General features: G+C 73.4%; 16 protein-coding genes. 9 read left to right on the forward strand and 7 right to left on the reverse strand.

The genetic code is table 11. The features are described from left to right. Positions 1 to 45 precede the first annotated feature (45 nt). Positions 46 to 1,173, forward strand: a complete 1,128-nt coding sequence (gene pheS, locus ACF08F_RS20365) for a phenylalanine--tRNA ligase subunit alpha (protein ID WP_189509710.1) — start codon at positions 46 to 48, stop codon at positions 1,171 to 1,173. After that, positions 1,173 to 3,701, forward strand: coding sequence for a phenylalanine--tRNA ligase subunit beta (gene pheT / locus ACF08F_RS20370; protein ID WP_392299925.1), 2,529 nt, complete (start codon positions 1,173 to 1,175; stop codon positions 3,699 to 3,701). The genes pheS and pheT overlap by 1 nt, the downstream gene beginning before the upstream one ends. 65 nt (positions 3,702 to 3,766) lie before the next feature. Here the strand turns inward: pheT and ACF08F_RS20375 are convergent, their stop codons facing one another. Further along, a complete protein-coding gene (locus tag ACF08F_RS20375; protein ID WP_392299926.1) occupies positions 3,767 to 4,072 on the reverse strand; it encodes a hypothetical protein in 306 nt (101 codons plus the stop codon). Between the two features lie 222 nt (positions 4,073 to 4,294). After that, entirely contained in the window at positions 4,295 to 4,870 is a 576-nt protein-coding gene (locus tag ACF08F_RS20380; RefSeq protein WP_392299927.1) for a hypothetical protein, read from the reverse strand. Positions 4,871 to 5,187: 317 nt separating this feature from the next. On the opposite strand from ACF08F_RS20380, the gene ACF08F_RS20385 reads away from it, so the two are divergent. The 3 genes from ACF08F_RS20385 (at position 5,188) to ACF08F_RS20395 (ending at position 8,482) form a co-directional block, all read left to right on the forward strand. Then, entirely contained in the window at positions 5,188 to 6,255 is a 1,068-nt protein-coding gene (locus ACF08F_RS20385; RefSeq protein ID WP_392299928.1) for a PP2C family protein-serine/threonine phosphatase, read from the forward strand. Between the two features lie 290 nt (positions 6,256 to 6,545). After that, positions 6,546 to 7,889, forward strand: a complete 1,344-nt coding sequence (locus tag ACF08F_RS20390; RefSeq protein ID WP_392299929.1) for a transcriptional regulator — start codon at positions 6,546 to 6,548, stop codon at positions 7,887 to 7,889. A gap of 62 nt (positions 7,890 to 7,951) precedes the next feature. Continuing rightward, entirely contained in the window at positions 7,952 to 8,482 is a 531-nt protein-coding gene (locus ACF08F_RS20395) for an NUDIX hydrolase (protein WP_024760676.1), read from the forward strand. 75 nt (positions 8,483 to 8,557) lie between these two features. On the opposite strand, the gene ACF08F_RS20400 is transcribed toward ACF08F_RS20395, so the two are convergent. Further along, positions 8,558 to 9,418 (reverse strand): 3-hydroxybutyryl-CoA dehydrogenase, encoded by an 861-nt coding sequence (locus ACF08F_RS20400; RefSeq protein ID WP_392299930.1) that lies wholly within the window; start codon positions 9,416 to 9,418, stop codon positions 8,558 to 8,560. Positions 9,419 to 9,615: 197 nt separating this feature from the next. On the opposite strand from ACF08F_RS20400, the gene ACF08F_RS20405 reads away from it, so the two are divergent. Continuing rightward, entirely contained in the window at positions 9,616 to 10,908 is a 1,293-nt protein-coding gene (locus ACF08F_RS20405; RefSeq protein ID WP_392299931.1) for a glycoside hydrolase family 10 protein, read from the forward strand. On the opposite strand, the gene ACF08F_RS20410 is transcribed toward ACF08F_RS20405, so the two are convergent. Together ACF08F_RS20410 and ACF08F_RS20415 are read right to left on the reverse strand one after the other, a co-directional pair. After that, the gene (locus ACF08F_RS20410; protein ID WP_392299932.1) at positions 10,887 to 11,087 is read right to left on the reverse strand and encodes a DUF1918 domain-containing protein; all 201 of its coding nucleotides are present in this window, start codon (positions 11,085 to 11,087) and stop codon (positions 10,887 to 10,889) included. The two genes, ACF08F_RS20405 and ACF08F_RS20410, sit on opposite strands and share 22 nt — an antisense overlap. Positions 11,088 to 11,169: 82 nt before the next feature. Next, complete coding sequence (locus tag ACF08F_RS20415) at positions 11,170 to 12,138, reverse strand: DMT family transporter (protein WP_392299933.1); 969 nt, start codon at positions 12,136 to 12,138, stop codon at positions 11,170 to 11,172. On the opposite strand from ACF08F_RS20415, the gene ACF08F_RS20420 reads away from it, so the two are divergent. The 3 genes from ACF08F_RS20420 to ACF08F_RS20430 all read left to right on the forward strand — a co-directional run bounded on the left by ACF08F_RS20420 (position 12,137) and on the right by ACF08F_RS20430 (position 15,471). Next, positions 12,137 to 13,570, forward strand: coding sequence for a PLP-dependent aminotransferase family protein (locus ACF08F_RS20420; protein ID WP_392299934.1), 1,434 nt, complete (start codon positions 12,137 to 12,139; stop codon positions 13,568 to 13,570). The two genes, ACF08F_RS20415 and ACF08F_RS20420, sit on opposite strands and share 2 nt — an antisense overlap. 58 nt (positions 13,571 to 13,628) lie before the next feature. After that, the gene (locus ACF08F_RS20425) at positions 13,629 to 14,204 is read left to right on the forward strand and encodes a histidine phosphatase family protein (RefSeq protein WP_392299935.1); all 576 of its coding nucleotides are present in this window, start codon (positions 13,629 to 13,631) and stop codon (positions 14,202 to 14,204) included. 85 nt (positions 14,205 to 14,289) lie between these two features. Further along, on the forward strand, positions 14,290 to 15,471 hold the full coding sequence (locus tag ACF08F_RS20430) for a methyltransferase (RefSeq protein ID WP_392299936.1): 1,182 nt from the start codon (positions 14,290 to 14,292) through the stop codon (positions 15,469 to 15,471). A 4-nt stretch (positions 15,472 to 15,475) separates the two neighbouring features. Here the strand turns inward: ACF08F_RS20430 and ACF08F_RS20435 are convergent, their stop codons facing one another. Then, entirely contained in the window at positions 15,476 to 15,877 is a 402-nt protein-coding gene (locus ACF08F_RS20435) for a VOC family protein (RefSeq protein WP_392299937.1), read from the reverse strand. A gap of 171 nt (positions 15,878 to 16,048) precedes the next feature. Continuing rightward, positions 16,049 to 17,623 (reverse strand): ABC-F family ATP-binding cassette domain-containing protein, encoded by a 1,575-nt coding sequence (locus tag ACF08F_RS20440; protein WP_392299938.1) that lies wholly within the window; start codon positions 17,621 to 17,623, stop codon positions 16,049 to 16,051. Positions 17,624 to 17,627 lie beyond the last annotated feature (4 nt).

Consider the following 17,627-nt stretch of genomic DNA (forward strand, 5'->3'; position numbering starts at 1 on the left):
CGAGCGGGGCAGCGCCCAGCCAGCCAAACGGAAGCACGGGAAGAGATGTCGGCACCGAATAAGTCGTACGACCCGGTCGAGGTCGAGGCCTTGAAACCGGAAGAGATCGAGCGCATGCGGGACGAGGCGCTCGCCGCCTTCGCGGCCGCCGGCGACCTCGACGCGCTCGCGCACGCGAAGACCGCGCACACCGGCGGCACCTCGCCGCTTGCGCTCGCCAACCGCGAGATCGGCGCCCTGCCGCCGCAGGCCAAGGCCGCCGCCGGAAAGATCGTGGGCCAGGCCCGCGGCATCGTCTCCAAGGCGCTCGCCGCCCGGCAGACCGAGCTGGAGGCCGAGCGGGACGCCCGCGTCCTCGTCGAGGAGGCCGTCGACGTCACCCTGCCGTACGACCGTGTCCCGGCAGGCGCCCGGCACCCGCTGACCACGCTCATGGAGCGTGTCGCGGACGTCTTCGTCTCCATGGGGTACGAGGTCGCCGAGGGCCCCGAGGTCGAGGCGGAGTGGTTCAACTTCGACGCCCTCAACTTCGTCCCGGACCACCCGGCGCGCCAGATGCAGGACACGTTCTTCGTCCAGGGGCCGGAAGGCACCACGGGCGACGAGTCCGGCGTCGTCCTGCGCACCCACACCTCGCCGGTCCAGGCCCGCACCCTCATCGACCGGGAGCCCCCGGTCTACGTGGTGTGCCCCGGCCGCGTCTACCGCACCGACGAGCTCGACGCCACGCACACCCCGGTCTTCCACCAGATCGAGCTGCTCGCCGTCGACGAGGGCCTCACCATGGCCGACCTCAAGGGCACCCTGGACCACATGGTCCAGGCGCTCTTCGGCCCGGACATGAAGACCCGGCTCCGCCCGAACTTCTTCCCCTTCACCGAGCCGTCCGCAGAGATGGACATGCTCTGCTACGTCTGCCGCGGCGAGTCCGTCGGCAACCCGGACCGTCCCTGCCGCACCTGCGGCAGCGAGGGCTGGATCGAGCTCGGCGGCTGCGGCATGGTCAACCCGAAGGTGCTCGTCGCCTGCGGTGTGGACCCCGAGAAGTACAGCGGATTCGCCTTCGGGTTCGGCATCGAGCGGATGCTGATGTTCCGCCACAACGTCGACGACATGCGAGACATGGTCGAGGGTGACGTCCGGTTCACCCGGCCGTTCGGGATGGAGATCTGATGCGGGTCCCGCTTTCTTGGCTGCGGGAGTACGTCGACCTTCCGGCGACGGAGACCGGCCGCGACGTCCAGGCCAAACTCATTTCGGCAGGCCTCGAGGTCGAGACCGTCGAGCAGCTCGGCACCGGCCTGACCGGTCCCCTGGTGGTCGGCAAGGTCCTCACCATCGAGGAGCTGACGGAGTTCAAGAAGCCCATCCGCTTCTGCACCGTCGACGTCGGCCAGGCCAACGGCACCGGCGAGCCCCAGGAGATCATCTGCGGCGCCCGGAACTTCGCCGTCGGCGACAAGGTCGTCGTGGCCCTGCCCGGCGCCGTCCTCCCCGGTGACTTCCGGATCGCCGAGCGCAAGACGTACGGCCGGGTCTCCCGCGGCATGATCTGCTCCGGCGACGAGCTGGGCATGGGCGACGACGGCACGCACGGCATCATCGTGCTCCCGCCGGAGTACGAGATCGGCATCGACGCCACGGTCCTCCTGGAGCTGTACGACGAGGTCCTCGACATCGCCGTCACCCCGGACCGCGGCTACTGCCTCTCGCTGCGCGGTGTCGCCCGCGAGACCGCCACCGCGTACGGCCTGCCGCTGCGCGACCCGGCGCTCCTCGACGTGCCCGCGCCGAACGCGTACGGCTACCCGGTCCAGGTCTCCGACCCGATCGGCTGCGACCGCTTCACCGCGCGCACCGTCGTCGGCCTCGCGCCCGAGGCGCGCTCCCCGATCTGGCTGCAGCGCCGCCTGCAGAAGGCCGGCATGCGCCCGATCTCGCTGGCCGTCGACGTCACCAACTACGTGATGCTGGAGCTCGGCCAGCCGCTCCACGCCTACGACCGGAACCGGCTCGACGGCCCCATCGGGGTCCGCCGCGCCGAGGCCGGCGAGAAGATCACCACCCTCGACGGCACCGTGCGCGTCCTGGACGCGGCGGACCTCGTCATCACGGACAACCGCGGTCCGATCGGCATCGCCGGCGTCATGGGCGGGGCCAACACGGAGATCGCCGACCCGGTGACCGACCCGGAGACCGGTGTCGTCACCGGCACCTCCGAGGTCGTCATCGAGGCCGCGCACTTCGACGCGATCTCGATCGCGCGCACGGCCCGCCGGCACAAGCTGTCCTCCGAGGCGTCCAAGCGCTTCGAGCGCGGTGTCGACCCGCAGGCCGCCGCCGCGGCCGCGCAGCGCACCGTCGACCTCCTCGTGCTGCTCGCGGGCGGCACGGCCGAGGCCGGCGTCACCGAGATCACCGCCCCGTCCGCGCCGCGCACGATCGCCCTGCCGGCGAACCACCCGGACAAGGTCGCGGGCGTCGACTACGGCCGCGAGACCGTCGTCCGCCGCCTCCAGGAGGTCGGCTGCGACGTCTACGGCCAGGACGAGCTCGTCGTCACCGTGCCCTCGTGGCGCCCCGACCTGAGCGAGCCGAACGACCTCGCCGAAGAGGTCATCCGGCTGGAGGGCTACGAGAACCTGCCCTCCACGCTGCCGAAGCCCCCGGCCGGCCGCGGGCTCACCGAGCGCCAGCGCACCCACCGCCGCGTGGGCCGCGCCCTGGCCGGCGCCGGCTACGTCGAGGCGCTGAACTACCCGTTCATCGGCGCGCAGGCCCTCGACAACCTCGGTCTCGACGCGGACGACGCCCGTCGCAGCCTCGTGACCCTGGTGAACCCGCTCTCGGACGAGGAGCCCGCGCTCCGTACGACGCTGCTGCCGGGCCTGCTCGGCGCGCTCCGCCGCAACGACAGCCGGGGCAGCCACGACCTGGCGCTCTTCGAGACCGGTCTCGTCTTCCGGCCCGAGGGACAGCCCGGCGTCGCCGTCCGGCTGCCCGTCGACCGCCGTCCCACCGACGAGGAGGTCGCCGAGGTCAACGCCGCGCTCCCCGCGCAGCCGCGCCGCGCCGCCGTCGTCCTCGCCGGTGCGCGCGAGCAGGCCGGCTGGTGGGGCAAGGGCCGGCCGTCCGACTGGGCGGACGCGATCGAGGCCGGCCGGACCGTGGCCGCCGAGTCGGGGGTCGAGCTGATCATCAGCGCCGACCAGCACGCCCCGTGGCACCCGGGCCGCTGCGCCGCGTTCCACGTCGAGGTGGACGGCGAGAAGGTCCTCGTCGGCCACGCCGGCGAGCTCCACCCGCGCGTGGTCAAGGCCTTCGGCCTCCCGGCCCGCAGCTGCGCGATGGAGATCGACCTGGACCTCCTGGAGAAGGCGAACGAGGGCCCGCTGAAGGCTCCCCGTATCTCCTCCTTCCCGGTCGCCACCCAGGACGTCGCCCTGGTCGTCGCCACCGAGGTCCCGGCCTCCGAGGTCGAGTCCGCGCTGCGCGAGGGCGCGGGTGAACTCCTTGAGTCCGTCCGCCTGTTCGACGTCTACACCGGCGACCAGCTGGACGAGGGCACCAAGTCCCTGGCGTACGCGCTGAAGTTCCGCGCCACGGACCGTACCCTCACGGTCGACGAGGCCACCGCGGCCCGCGATGCGGCCGTGGCCCTGGCCACCGAGCGCACGGGCGCCGTCCTGCGCGGCGCCTGAGCGCCGTAGCGCACGCGAGAGGAGGGCCGCCCCGGGGATTCCCGGGGCGGCCCTCCGCCGTTCTCCTAGGCCCTGTCGTCAAACTGCTCTGCCAGTTGCCGTCCTCGGACGATGGCCGCCGTGATCTCCTCCGACCGCTGGGCCGGGACCGCCTGCATGAGTTCGTCCAGCTTGGCCTTCAGCTCGGTCAGTGCGGCCGACTCTCCGGGGCGGTACGTCTCCACGAGGCTTTTGCTCCGGTTCAGGACGTCGTCGATGTTCCTCACCCAGACGGGGTTCGGCAGGGGCGGGGGTATGGGGCCGGCGCCCAGGACGAGCGCGCTGAGAAGAGCGGCCACGAGGGCGGCGATGACACGGAGTGAGCGGAACACGAGGCTGCCCTCCTCAGGGTTCCCCACGCGCACGCCCGGTTCGGACTAGGGCGTGTGTCGAAAGTAGCGCCGTCTGCCCGAAGGGCAGGACTGGCGGTGTCCGGTGCGTGCGATCGCAAGGCGGAGGGTCGCCCCGATACCGTATGTATCGGGGTGATCCCGACAACGCGGCGAGCGTGCGTGCCGGGAGCCGCCAGGCAGGCGGGACTTTCGACACACGCCCTAGGGGACGGGCGCACCGATCACGAGGTGTCCGGAGCGGGCGTCGCACGCCCGGAGGATTCCGCCGCACGTGAGGTCGTCCGTCGTGCTGGACGTCCAACGCTGTTCTCCCAGAACGCGATCGGGAGTGCTCGTCCGGCTCCAGCCGAAACTGAACACGATGCGGTACGTGCCCTCGCTCGTGGGCGGCTGGATCCAGACCATGGACAGGGGGATCTCGTTCTCGCCGGGAAGGATCTGACGCTCGTACAGCTGGTGGGCCACATTGACCCATTGCGAGCCGTTCCACCGCTGGAGGTCGTAGGCGGCCACGATGTTCTGCGCGTCCGCGGCCGGGACGGCGGCGGAGCGGAACACCCGAGGCCCGTCGGACTGGAACGTGAGCCGCTGGTCCTGCGTGGTGGTGCCGACGTCGGCCACCTGGACCTGAGGAAGTACCACCTGACCAGGCTGCCCGGTCGTCGCGTCGGGCGCATAGGCCGAGGCCGGAGCCGCGGTGGCCAGCGATCCGCACACGAACGCGGCGGTCAGGGCGACCGACGTGGCCAGGGCACGGGAGGAGGTGCGGAGCTTCATCGTGAGTGGCCTCACATGTGACGGTCACGGGGCCTCATCAAGACTTCTTCCTCCAGATTATGCCCACGCACCCCATCGCGCTCGCGCAGCCGACCGGCGGCCCTCGGGGCGTACGCCGGACCGGTGTTCGCCCGCGTGTGCGCGTGGCGGAGGACTGGCGAAGGGCGGCGCGCCGGGGGTGCTCACTCCTTCGGGTGAGATCGCCGGTGGGTGTTCCCCCGTACTGCGTACGGTCGGCAGAATCGACGCGGCCGCAGGGGCGGACCTGTGGGCCGCAGGGCCTTCGGGCGCTGTCGGTGGCTCGGGAAGGGCCGTGCATGATCCGTTCCAGGTCGTTGGTCTCCGCTGGCTCCCGGCTCCGCCGGCTGGCCCCGCTCGCTCTTCCCACCGCCTGGGGCGCGGTGGCCGTGCTGTGGAAGTTCGGGTGTCCGCTGGCCCGGCAGCCGGGGCTGCCCATGCGGATCGCCACCAGCGTCGTCTTCCTCACCGTCGGTACCGGGCTCGTCCTCGGCGTCCGGCGGGGGCTCGCCCGCGAGCTGGCCCGGGTGCGGGCCGTCGCCGACGCCACGCAGCAGGTGCTGTTGCGCCCGCCGCCCGCACGGCTCGACGGACTGGCGCTCGCCGCCGGGCAGTTGTCGGCCTCCCGGGGCGCGTCCGTCGGCGGGGACCTGTACGAGGCGGTGGCCACCCCGTACGGCGTGCGGATCGTCGTCGGCGACGTGCGGGGGCACGGGCTCGCCGCGCTCGGGGCCGTGGTGGCCGTGCTGGGGAGCTTCCGCGAGGCCGCCCACGACGAGCCCGAACTGGGCGGAGTGCTGCGGCGGTTGGAGCGGGCCCTCGAACGGCACCTGCGGGAGCGGGCGCGTGACGAGCACCCGGCGCGGGGCGGGGTGGAGCCGGAACATCCGGCGGCCGAGGAGTTCGTGACGCTGCTGCTCCTGGAGGTCGCGGCCGACGGGCGGCTGTCCGTGCTCAACTGCGGCCACCCCGGCCCGTACCGCCTCGGACGGCGGGTGGAGCGGCTGCCGCTCGGTGAGCCGCTTCCGCCGCTCGGGGTCCTCCCGCTGCCCGCCGTGCTCGTGCCGTACGCCGGCTCCCGGCTGCTTCCGGGCGAGACGCTGGTCCTGTACACCGACGGTGCGGAGGAGGCCCGCGACCAGCGCGGCCGGTTCTTCGCCCTCGGCGACACCCTGACCCGGCTGGCCGGACAGGCGCCCGCGGAGCTCGTCCGCCGGGTCCACGCGGCCCTCCTCGACCACACGGGCGGCCGGCTCGCGGACGACATCGCGCTCCTCGTCGTACGCAACGACCGTGTCCGGGTGCCGGCGCAGCCCGCCGAACCCGGGCTGCGCCGCCCCCGGCCCGCCCCCTCCTCCCACTGTTGAGCGGAGGGGCCGGAACCGGCGTCGCCCGCCCCGCCACGGAGTGTCGGGCAGATCAGCGGGGCGGACGACGCGGACCGGGCGGCCGCACTGTACGAGGGGGAGCCGGCGGCCCGGTCTTCGCCTTGCGGCGAGAAGCACAGTCAAGCGCCGCGGGAACGGGGCGGGCAGAGCGCGCGGACCGGAAGAACGGGTACTTCGTTCACACCCCGTGCGAAATCCCCCCGTTCGGTTTCGGCCACGGGCCGGCTCCGACACCCCTAGGCTGAGTCCACCGAGCGACCGGAGGGGGCATGCAGCCCAACACCCTGCTCGACGCCCTGCTCGACGAGGCGGGCGTCTCGCATGCCGGGCTCGCCGCCCGCGTGAACCGGGCCGGCCGGGCCAGGGGGATCCCCCTGCGCTACGAACACACCGCCGTGGCCCGGTGGTTGAAGGGCCAGCGCCCGCGTGGCCAGGTGCCCGACCTGATCTGCGAGGTGCTCGCCGCCCGGCTGCACCGCCAGGTGACCCTGGACGACATCGGCCTCGGCGTCCCGGGCGGAGCCCCGCCCGCCTTCGGCACGCCGCTCTCCGGCTTCGTCGAGCGCGCGGCCGCCCTGTGGCGCTCCGACGAGCAGCAGCGGCCGCACATAGTCGGCGCCCAGGCCGTGACCGGCACGCCCGCGGTGATGCCGGTGTGGGAGTGGGAGAACCCGCCGGAGGACGTGGACGTCTCCCGCGACGGGCGGGGGGCCGCGGTCTCCGCGGCGGACATCGCCGTACTGAGCGCCGCCCGGTCCCACTACGAGCAGATGTACCGCAAGGCGGGGGGCATCGCGACGCGCGCCCGGATCGTCGGCTTCCTCACCAACGAGACCGCGCCGCTGCTCCGGGGCGCGTACAGCGACGCGCTCGGCCGACGGCTGCACCGGGCCACCGGCGGCCTGGTCGCGGTGGCCGGAATCTGCGCGTACGACGCGGACGCGCACGGGCTCGCCCAGCGCTACTTCCATCAGGCGCTGCGGCTCGCGAAGGCCAGCGGGGACCGCGGGCTCGGCGCCTACGTCATCGCGCTCCTGGTCAACCAGTCGCTGTTCATGGGGGAGTACCGGCAGGCCGTCGCCTTCGCGGAGGCCGCGCTGCGGGCCGCCGGACGGCAGATCACCCCGGCGCTGGCCGCCGATCTGACGGCGATGCAGGCGAAGGCGTACGCGCATCTCGGCGACGGGGCCGCCGCGCTGGCCTGCATCCGGCGGGCGGAGGCGGAGGCGGAGAGGATCACCCCCGGGGCGGAACCGGCCGAGACGGGGTACGTCCAGCCGGGGCTCGTCAACGTGCAGGTCGCGGAGGCCCTGCTCAGTCTGGGCGATCTCCCGGCCGCCCACGAGCACGCCTCGGCGGCGGTCCGGACGCCCTCGCACGACCGGGGGCGGGTGCACCGGCTGGCCATGCTGTGCCAGATCGAGCTGCGGCGGGGCGAGGTCGACGGGGCCGCGCGCACGGCGGTCGAGATGACCGAGCGGGCCCGGGGCATGGAGTCACGACGGCTGCGGGACCGTCTGCGGCAGGTGCGGGAGCATCTGCTCGCGAGCGGCGGCGGCGACGCCCGGGAAGCGGCGGCTCTCATCGACGGGGCTCTGCGCGTTCCCCTGTAGCCCGCCAACTGCTGCGATATTGCCACCAAACAAGCACCGATCAGTCGGAAGGTGGCAAGAACGTGCAGTGGACGAAACTGAGCGAACGCTCTGTGTATGAGAATCGCTGGTTCCAAGTGAACCTCGCGGACGTCGAACTTCCGGACGGCCGCCACCTCGACCACTATCTGATCCGGCTCCGCCCGGTCGCCGTCGCGACCGCCGTCAACGAGGCCGACGAAGTCCTGATGCTCTGGCGCCACCGCTTCATCACCGACAGCTGGGGCTGGGAACTGGCCGCCGGTGTCGTCGAGGACGGGGAGGACGTCGAGACCGCCGCCGCCCGCGAGATGGAGGAGGAGACCGGCTGGCGGCCGGGGCCGCTGCGCCATCTCCTCACCGTCGAGCCGTCGAACGGCCTCACCGACGCCCGTCACCACCTCTACTGGGCGGAGCGGGCCACGTACACCGGCCCGCCCGAGGACGCCTTCGAGTCCTCACGGCGGGCCTGGATCCCGCTGAAACAGGTCCCCGACATGATCGCCCGGGGCGAGATCCCGGCGGCCAACATGGCGGCCGGGCTGCTGATGCTCCACCATCTGCGCCTCGGCTGAGCGGGCGCCGGACATGCCGGACGGCCCGTACCTGTGCGTGTGTACGGGCCGTCCGGTGTTCGGGGTAGGCGGAGGTCAGGCGTACGGGTAGAAGCCCGAACCCGTCTTCCGGCCGAGCCGGCCCGCGTCCACCATGCGCTGGAGCAGCGGGGGAGCGGCGTACAGCGGCTCCTTGAACTCGGCGTACATCGAGTCGGCGATCGAGGCGATCGTGTCGAGACCGATGAGGTCGGAGAGCTTCAGCGGGCCCATCGGGTGGGCGCAGCCGAACTCCATGCCGTTGTCGATGTCCTCGCGGCTCGCGATGCCCGACTCGAACATCCGGATCGCGGAGAGCAGGTACGGCACGAGCAGGGCGTTCACGACGAAGCCGGAGCGGTCCTGCGCCCGGATCGCGTGCTTGCCGAGCGCCTTCTCGGCGAAGGCCTGCGCACGGCTGATCGTGCCCTCGGAGGTGGTGAGGGCCGGGATCAGCTCGACGAGCTTCTGCACCGGGGCCGGGTTGAAGAAGTGGATGCCGATGACCTGGTCGGGGCGGGAGGTCGCCACGGCCAGCTTGACGAGCGGGATGGAGGAGGTGTTCGAGGCGAGGATGGCGTCGGGCCGGGTCATCACCTGGTCGAGCACCTGGAAGATCTCGGTCTTGACCTGCTCGTTCTCGACGACCGCCTCGATGACGAGGTCGCGGTCGGCGAACTCGCCCAGGTCGGTGGTGAAGCTGAGGCGCGCGAGCGTCGCGTCCCGCTCCTCCTCGCTGATCTTGCCGCGTTCGGCGGCCTTCGTCAGCGAGTTGTAGAGCCGCGTGCGGCCGAGCTCCAGCGCCTCGCCGGTGGTCTCGGCGACCTTCACCTCAAGGCCGCTGCGGGCACACACCTCTGCGATGCCCGCGCCCATCTGGCCGCAACCCACCACTCCGACGCGCTCAATGTCGGCCATGGAGTCCGTCACCTCGTGCCTTTCGCTCTTCTCTGGCGGCGGGCCCCGTGTGATTCCGGTGCGTCCGCCTCGACCCCCACGACGTTACCGCTCATTAACCGATGATCGATCGTCCGGGGCGGGCATGCTGTCCGGGTGGGTGTGACGTATCCGACAGCGGAGGGGTACAAGTGCGGCCTATCGGCAGAAGAGGGTTCGTGGCCGGCGCCGCCGGAGGGGCGGCGCTCGCGGTGACGGGAGCGACGGCCGGAGCGGCGGCGGGTGCCGAGACGGGTGCCGGGACGGGTCCGGCCTCGGATGCGGCGCCGGATGCCTTGTCGGGCCGGCCGCGCCGACGGCGTGAGTTCCGGGGTGTGTGGATGGCCACGGTCGCCAATCGCGACTGGCCCTCCCGGTCCGGCCTGACCGCCGAGGCGCAGCGCGCCGAACTCCTCGCCCACCTCGACACGGCCGTCGAGCGCCGCCTCAACGCGGTGGTCCTCCAGGTCCGGCCGACCGCCGACGCCCTGTGGCCCTCGCCGTACGAGCCGTGGGCGCAGTGCCTGACCGGTACGCAGGGCCGCGACCCGGGCTGGGACCCGCTGGGCACGGCCGTCGAGGAGGCCCACGCGCGCGGACTCGAACTGCACGCCTGGTTCAACCCGTACCGTGTGGCGAACCACACGGATCCCACCCGGCTCGTCGCCGGCCATCCGGCCCGGCTCCGTCCGGATTGGGTGCTGCCCTACGGCGGGAAGCTGTACTACGACCCCGGCCTTCCGGAGGTCCGCCGCTTCGTCCAGGACGCGATGCTGGACGCGGTGCGACGCTACGACATCGACGCCGTGCACTGGGACGACTACTTCTACCCGTACCCGGTGGCCGGGCAGGTCTTCGCCGACGACGAGGCGTACGCGCGGTACGGGGCGGACTTCCCCGACAAGGCGGCCTGGCGGCGGAACAACACCGATCTGCTGGTCTCCGAGATGGCGGTCCGGATCAAGGAGACCAGGAAGAACGTGGCCTTCGGGATCAGCCCCTTCGGCGTGTGGCGGAACATCGCCACCGACCCGGAGGGCTCGGACAGCCGTGCCGGAGTCCAGACGTACGACGACCTGTACGCCGACACGCGCAAGTGGATCAGGGAGGGCTGGGTCGACCACGTCGTGCCGCAGCTCTACTGGAACATCGGGCTGCCCGCCGCCGACTACGCGAAGCTGCTGCCCTGGTGGGACGCGGTGGTCCGGGGGACCGGTGTGGGCCTGTACGTCGGCGAGGCGCTCTACAAGGCGGGCGATCCCGCCCAGCCGGCGGCCTGGCAGGACCCGAGGGAGCTGTCACGCCATCTGGCGCTCGCCGCCACGTACGACTCGGTCGGCGGGCACTGCTTCTTCGCGGCGAAGGAGGTGGCCGAGGACCGGGCCGGGGCGATGGCCACCGTGGTGGCCGATCACTACCCGACCAGGGTCCGTCCGCCGAAGGGGAGGGCTCAGCCCCCCGTCTCGGAGTGAGGGCGTACGACGGTGTCGGGGCCAGGTGACATCAGGGCCTCGTGACCGTCGTCGTCGAATTTCACGCGGTACGGGGGAGTGCCGTTCTCCCCCAGCACCTGCAGAACCTCGGCCGTACGGTCGTGATGACCGACGGTGCGGCCGTGCACCAGCAGCTTGTCGCCCACGCTCGCCTGCATCGGGGTGACCTCCTCGCGAACGCGCTGTCCTGTTCGGGGCCTCTGACTGCCATTGTGACCCGCGCCACCCCCGTTCGTCGCGTCAGCTCTTCGCCCGCTGGGTGACCGCGATGCAGACGAGGACGCCCACGGCGGCGAGCGGGGCGGCCAGGGGCAGCGACTCGCCGAGCAGGAAGACCGACCAGAACAGGGTCAGGAGCGGCTGCGAGAGCTGGAGCTGGCTGGCCTTGGGGATGCCGATCTCCGCCATGCCCCGGTACCAGACGTACAGGCCGAAGAAGGTGGAACCGGCGGCGACCCAGATCAGGCCGAGGACACCGTGGGCGTTGAGGTGGACCGGCTCGATCGACAGCGTGACCGCCGAGGCGACCGCCATCAGCGGCAGGCAGAGGACCAGGGCCCAGCCGATGACCTGCCAGCCCGGCATGAGGGCCGCCAGTCGGCCGCCCTCCGTGTAGCCGGCGGCGCACACGAGCAGAGCGCCGAAGAGGTAGACGTCGCCCGTGGACACGGCGCCGCCGCTCTGTTGGAGCGTGAAGGCGAGGACGACGACGGCCCCGGAGACCGCGGCGAACCAGAAGGTGCGCGACGGGCGGCGCCCGGTCCTGATCGCGGCGAGCGTCGCGGTGGTGAGCGGCAGCAGACCCACGACGACGGCGGCGTGCGAGGTGGTGGAGGTCTGCAGGGCCAGCGTGGTCAGGAGCGGGAAGCCGATGACGACACCGCCGGCGACCACGGCCAGGCCGGCCCGGTGGCGGCGCTCCGGCAGCGGCACCCGGCCGGCGAGGAGGAAGGCGCCGGCGATGAGGGCGGCGAGCGTGGAGCGGACGGCCACCAGGGACCAGGGGCCGAAGCTCTCCAGGCCCCAGACGGTCGACGGGAACGTCAGGGAGAAGGAGACCACGCCGAGGAGGGCGAGCAGGGTGCCACGGGTCCGCGAGGCGGGAGCGGTGGCGCCGACGGCGGTGGTGGCCGTCGCGGTCGCGGTGGCGGCCGAAGTGCTCGCGACCGCTATCGTGCTGCTGTTGGTAGCGCTATTCTGTGGTCTCATGAGTGAGCGTAGCAGTGTCGCGGAACTGGTGGAATCCTTGAGGGCGGAGCTCGACCGCTACTCGCCAGGTGGAAAGCTGCCGTCGAGTCGCACGCTCGTCGAGCGCTACCGCGTCTCCCCGGTCACCGTCACCCGGGCCCTCGCCCAGCTCGCCGCCGAGGGCCTCGTCGTCACCCGCCCCGGCGCCGGCGCCTTCCGCGCCGAGCCGCGCGCCACCCCCGTCGCCGGGGACACCTCCTGGCAGGAGCTCGCGCTCAGCGCCGACATCGCCACCGAACTCGTCCCCCGGGCCGTCGACGCCTCAGGCGTCCTCGCCACCCTCGCCACGCCGCCGCCCGGAGTGATCGAGTTCAACGGCGGCTACCTCCACCACTCCCTCCAGCCCGAGCGGGCCCTCGCCGCGGCCCTGGCCCGCGCCGGACGCCGGCCCGGAGTCTGGGGGCGCCCGCCCACCGACGGCCTGCCCGAACTGCGCGAGTGGTTCGCCCGTGAGATCGGCGGCAGCGTCACCGCCGCCGAGGTGCTGGTCACCGCGGGCGGCCAGTCCGCCATCACCACCGCCCTGCGCGCCCTCGCCCCGCCCGGCGCCCCGGTCCTCGTCGAGTCGCCCACCTACCCGGGCATGCTCGCCGTGGCCCGCGCCGCCGGCCTCCGGCCCGTCCCCGTGCCGTGCGACGCCGACGGCGTCCGGCCCGACCTCCTCGAAGCCGCCTTCCGCGCCACCGGGGCCCGCGTCTTCGTCTGCCAGCCGCTCTTCCAGAACCCGACCGGTACCGCGCTCGCACCGGACCGGCGCCGCGAGGTCGTCCGTATCGCCCGCGCCGCCGGTGCCTTCGTCGTGGAGGACGACTTCGCCCGCCGGCTCGTCCACGAGGACGCCGGGCCGCTCCCCGCGACGCTCGCCGCCGACGACCCCGACGGCGTCGTCGTCCACGTCTGCTCGCTCACCAAGGCCACCTCGCCCAATCTGCGCGTCGGCGCCCTCGCCGCCCGGGGGCCCGTCCTGGAACGCCTGCGCGCCATCCAGGTCGTCGACAGCTTCTTCGTCCCCCGCCCCCTCCAGGAGGCCGCCCTCGAACTCGTCGGCTCCCCGGCCTGGCACCGCCACCTCCGGGCCGTCTCCCAGGAGCTGAGGAAACGCCGGGAGGCCATGACCGGGGCCATCGCCCTCCATCTCCCGGAGTTCGCCCTGCCCCGCGTCCCCTCCGGCGGCTACCAGCTCTGGCTCCGCCTCCCCGACACCCTGCCCGAGGCCGCGCTCCTCGCCACCGCACTGCGCACCGGCGTCGCCGTCGCCCCGGGCCGCCCCTACTTCTGCGCCGAACCCCCCGCCGGGCACATCCGGCTGAGTTTCGCGGGTGTGGCGGGACCCGTCGAGATCGCGGAAGGGGTACGCCGCCTGCGCTCGGCCGTCGACGAGCTCACCGCCTGACCGGCCGCCCCGGTCCGACCCCTTGACCTCGGAGGCCACCGGCCTCACGATCGCGGCCATGAGTCTTCGGGTCACGCTCGTCGCGGCGGCGCGCAGCTCCTCCCTGCTCGCCGAACGCTTCGACGACGACCGGCCGCTCGACGAGGCCGGCTGGTACGAGGTGCAGGTCGCCGCGCCCGCGCTCGTCCCGCTCGGCGCGGCCGAGCTGCGCTACTGCTCCCCGACCCCGCGCAGCCGTGCCACCGGCACGGCCCTCGGCTACGCGCCCCTGGCCCAGCCCGCGCTCCGCGAGTGCGACATGGGCCGCTGGCGCGGCCTCACCCTCGCCGAGGTCGCCGCCCTCGAACCGTCCGCCGTCGACGCCTGGCTCACCGACGCCCGCACCGCCCCGCACGGCGGGGAACCGCTCCTCTCCTTCATCACCCGGATAGGGAACTGGCTCGACACCCGCCCGGCCGAGGACTGCTCCATCGTCGCGGTCGCCGAGCCCTCGGTCGTCCGGGCCGCCCTCGTGTACGCGCTGAAGGCGCCGCCCTCCACGTACTGGAACGTCGACGTCCGCCCGCTCTCCACCGTCACCCTCACCGGCCGCCCCGGCCTCTGGCACCTCCAGCTCGACGCCGCCCTGCGCTGAACGAAGGCCCCCCTACGCGCCTGATGCGCATCCGGCGGGCATCCGGCGGGGAAGCAGGGCCGCGACCGGCTAGCCTGAGAGCACGATGAACCGTTTGAGCACGTCATGGGGCGCCTTCACGCTGACCCGCTTCCCCGAGGACCCGCGCGAGCAGCTGCGCGCCTGGGACGCGGCCGACGAATACCTCCTGGGCCACCTGGCCGAGAGCGGTACCGACCTCTCCGGCACCGTCGCCGTCCTCGGCGACCGCTGGGGAGCCCTCGCGACCGCCCTGCAGGCCGCAGGACCCGCCGAACTCGTCCAGATCACCGACTCGTACCTCGGCGGTCGGGCCACCCGCGCCAACCTCGCGCGCGCCGGTGCCGCCCCCGGGGCCGTCCGGCTGCTGACGACGCAGGACCCGCCGCCCGAGCGGATCGACGTGCTCCTCGTCCGCGTCCCCAAGAGCCTCGCGCTCCTGGAGGACCAGCTGCACCGGATCGCGCCCGCCGTGCACGAGGGCACCGTGATCGTCGGCACCGGCATGGTCAAGGAGATCCACACCTCCACCCTCAAGCTCTTCGAGCGGATCCTCGGCCCCACCCGCACCTCGCTCGCGGTGAAGAAGGCCCGACTGATCCACACCACGCCGGACCCGGCTCTCAAGCCCGGCCCGAACCCCTGGCCCTACCGGTACGAGCTCCCGGCCGACACCCCCGCGCCCGGCCTCCCCGGACTCACCGTCACCAACCACGCCGGTGTCTTCTGTGCCGACCGCCTCGACATCGGCACCCGCTTCCTCCTCGCGAACCTCCCCGGCGGCTTCGGCCGGGCCCGGGTCGCCGACCTCGGCTGCGGCAACGGCGTCGTCGGCCTCGCCATCGCCCTGGCCGAGCCCCAGGCGGAACTGGTCCTGGCCGACGAGTCGTACCAGGCGGTGGCCTCCGCCCGGGACAACTTCCGCGCCCACGTCGGCGACGACCGCCGAGTCGAGTTCCTCGTCGGCGACGGGCTCGGCGAGCTGCCCGCGGGCTCGGTCGACCTGGTCCTCAACAACCCGCCGTTCCACAGCCACCAGGCCACCACCGACCGCACCGCCCGCCGGATGTTCACCGACGCGCGGCGCGCCCTGCGGCCGGGCGGCGAACTGTGGATCGTCGGCAACCGCCACCTCGGCTACCACGTGACCCTCCGCCGCATCTTCGGGAACAGCGAACTCGTCGCGAGCGACGCGAAGTTCGTCGTCCTCCGGGCGGTGCGTCAGCCGGACCGGGAAGACCGGCGCTGAGGCCTCAGCCCCAGGTGCGCGAGCAGAGGACGAGCGGGTAGCCGTCGGGGTCGGCGACGGTGACCCCGTACTCGTCCCAGTACGGGTTGTGCGCGGGTATCCGCGTACCGCCAGCCGCGAGCAGCCGCTCGACCTGCTCCTCCTCCACGGGTGCGCCGAGGTAGACGACGAACAGGTCCTCGACGGTCGGGGCGGGCTCCACCGGCCGCTCGGGGTCGCGCGTCAGCTCGAAGTGCCAGCCGCCACCGGCCGGGCCGACCATCAGCAGGTCGTGCTTGCCGGGCACCCGGGCGGTGGTGCGCCACTGCACGTCGAGGCCGAGCCCCTCGACGTAGAACCGCTCGGCGGCGGCGAGGTCCCGCGAGGGGCGGGCGATCCGTACGTGGGTCTGCGCATCGATGATCATGCCGCCAGACTAGGGCGTGGGTGCCGGGACCTCAGGGGTTTCCCTTCCGCTCCCCGGACCGGACCCTGACACATGGCCAGGGCCAGGGCGAGGGCGAGAACCAGGGCCAGGGCCAGGGCCAGGGTCCCGGGGGCGCGACACGCGGTCCGGCCCCGGGGGTCCCGGATCACCTCACGCCAGGGTGACGAGCTCCCGGTACTCCTCGCTCCACAGGTCCTCGTCCGCGTCCGGGAGCAGCAGGACCCGCTCCGGGCGCAGCGCGTCGATGGCTCCCTCGTCGTGCGTGACCATGACGATCGCGCCCGGGTAGGTGCCCACGGCCGCCAGGACCTCGTCCCGGGAGGCCGGGTCCAGGTTGTTCGTGGGCTCGTCCAGGAGCAGGACGTTCGCGCCGGAGTGGACGAGCGCGGCCAGCGCCAGCCGGGTCTTCTCGCCGCCGGAGAGCACCCCGGCCGGCTTGTCGGCCTCGTCGCCCCGGAACAGGAAGGCGCCGAGCACCGCCCGTACCTCACCGTCCGTCAGGTGCGGCGCCGCCCCCGCGAGGTTCTCCCGGACCGTACGGCCCGGGTCGAGGGTCTCGTGCTCCTGGGCGAAGTACCCGAGGCGCAGCCCGTGCCCGCGCACGACCCGCCCCGCGTCGGGCGTTTCCGCCCCGGCCAGGAGCCGCAGCAGCGTCGTCTTCCCGGCTCCGTTGAGCCCGAGGACGACCAGCTTGCTGCCCCGGTCCACCGCCAGGTCCACCCCGCCGAGCACGGGGCGTTCCCCGTACGCCTTGGCGAGCGAGACGGCGCCCAGCGGCGTACGGCCGCAGGGCGCGGGCTCGGGCAGCCGGATGCGGGCGACCCGCTCGGCCTGTCGCGCCGGGTCGAGCCCCGCGAGCATGCGGTCGGCCCGGCGCGCCATGCTGCGGGCCGTCGTCGCCGTCGCCACCCGGGACTTCATGCGCTCCGCCTGCGCGTGCAGTGCGGACGCCTTCCGCTCGGCGTTGGCGCGCTCGCGCACCCGGCGCCGCTCGTCCGCGTCCCGCTGGGCGAGGTAGGTGCGCCAGCCGGTGTTGTGGACGTCGAGCGCGGCGCGCCCCGGATCGAGGTGGAAGACGCGGTTGACGGTGTCGGTGAGGAGCTGGACGTCGTGGCTGATCAGCACCAGCCCGCCCCGGTGCGCGGTCAGGAAGCCGCGCAGCCAGCCGATCGAGTCGGCGTCCAGATGGTTGGTCGGCTCGTCGAGGAGCAGGGTGTCCTCCGGGCCGTGACCGGCGAAGAGGATCCGCGCCAGCTCGACGCGGCGCTTCTGCCCTCCCGACAGCCGGCCGACGGGTCGGTCCAGCACCTCGGCGGGCAGGCCGAGCCCGGCGGCGACGCGGGCCGCCTCCGCCTCGGCGGCGTACCCGCCGCCCGCCTCGAAGTCGGCCTCCGCCCGGTCGTACGCGGCGAGCGCCCGCGCGTCGGGTGCCTCGCCGAGCCGGCGGGCCGCCTCCGCGAGCCGCCGGACGGCCCGGTCGAGGCCGCGCGCGGAGAGGATCCGGTCGGTGACGGACACGGTCGGGTCGGCGGCCCGCGAGTCCTGCGGGAGGTGGCCGACGGAGCCGGTACGGGTCACGGTGCCGCCGGCCGGGGCGCGCAGCCCGGCCAGGGTGTCGAGCAGGGTGGTCTTGCCGGCGCCGTTGCGGCCGACGAGGCCGATCCGGTCGCCGGGGGTGACGTGGAAGGAGACGCCGGACAGCAGGAGCCGGGCGCCGACGCGCACGTCG

Origin of the sequence: Streptomyces sp. NPDC015130 (genome assembly GCF_043080005.1) — a bacterium.
In the GTDB taxonomy this organism is placed as follows: Bacteria; Actinomycetota; Actinomycetes; order Streptomycetales; family Streptomycetaceae; genus Streptomyces.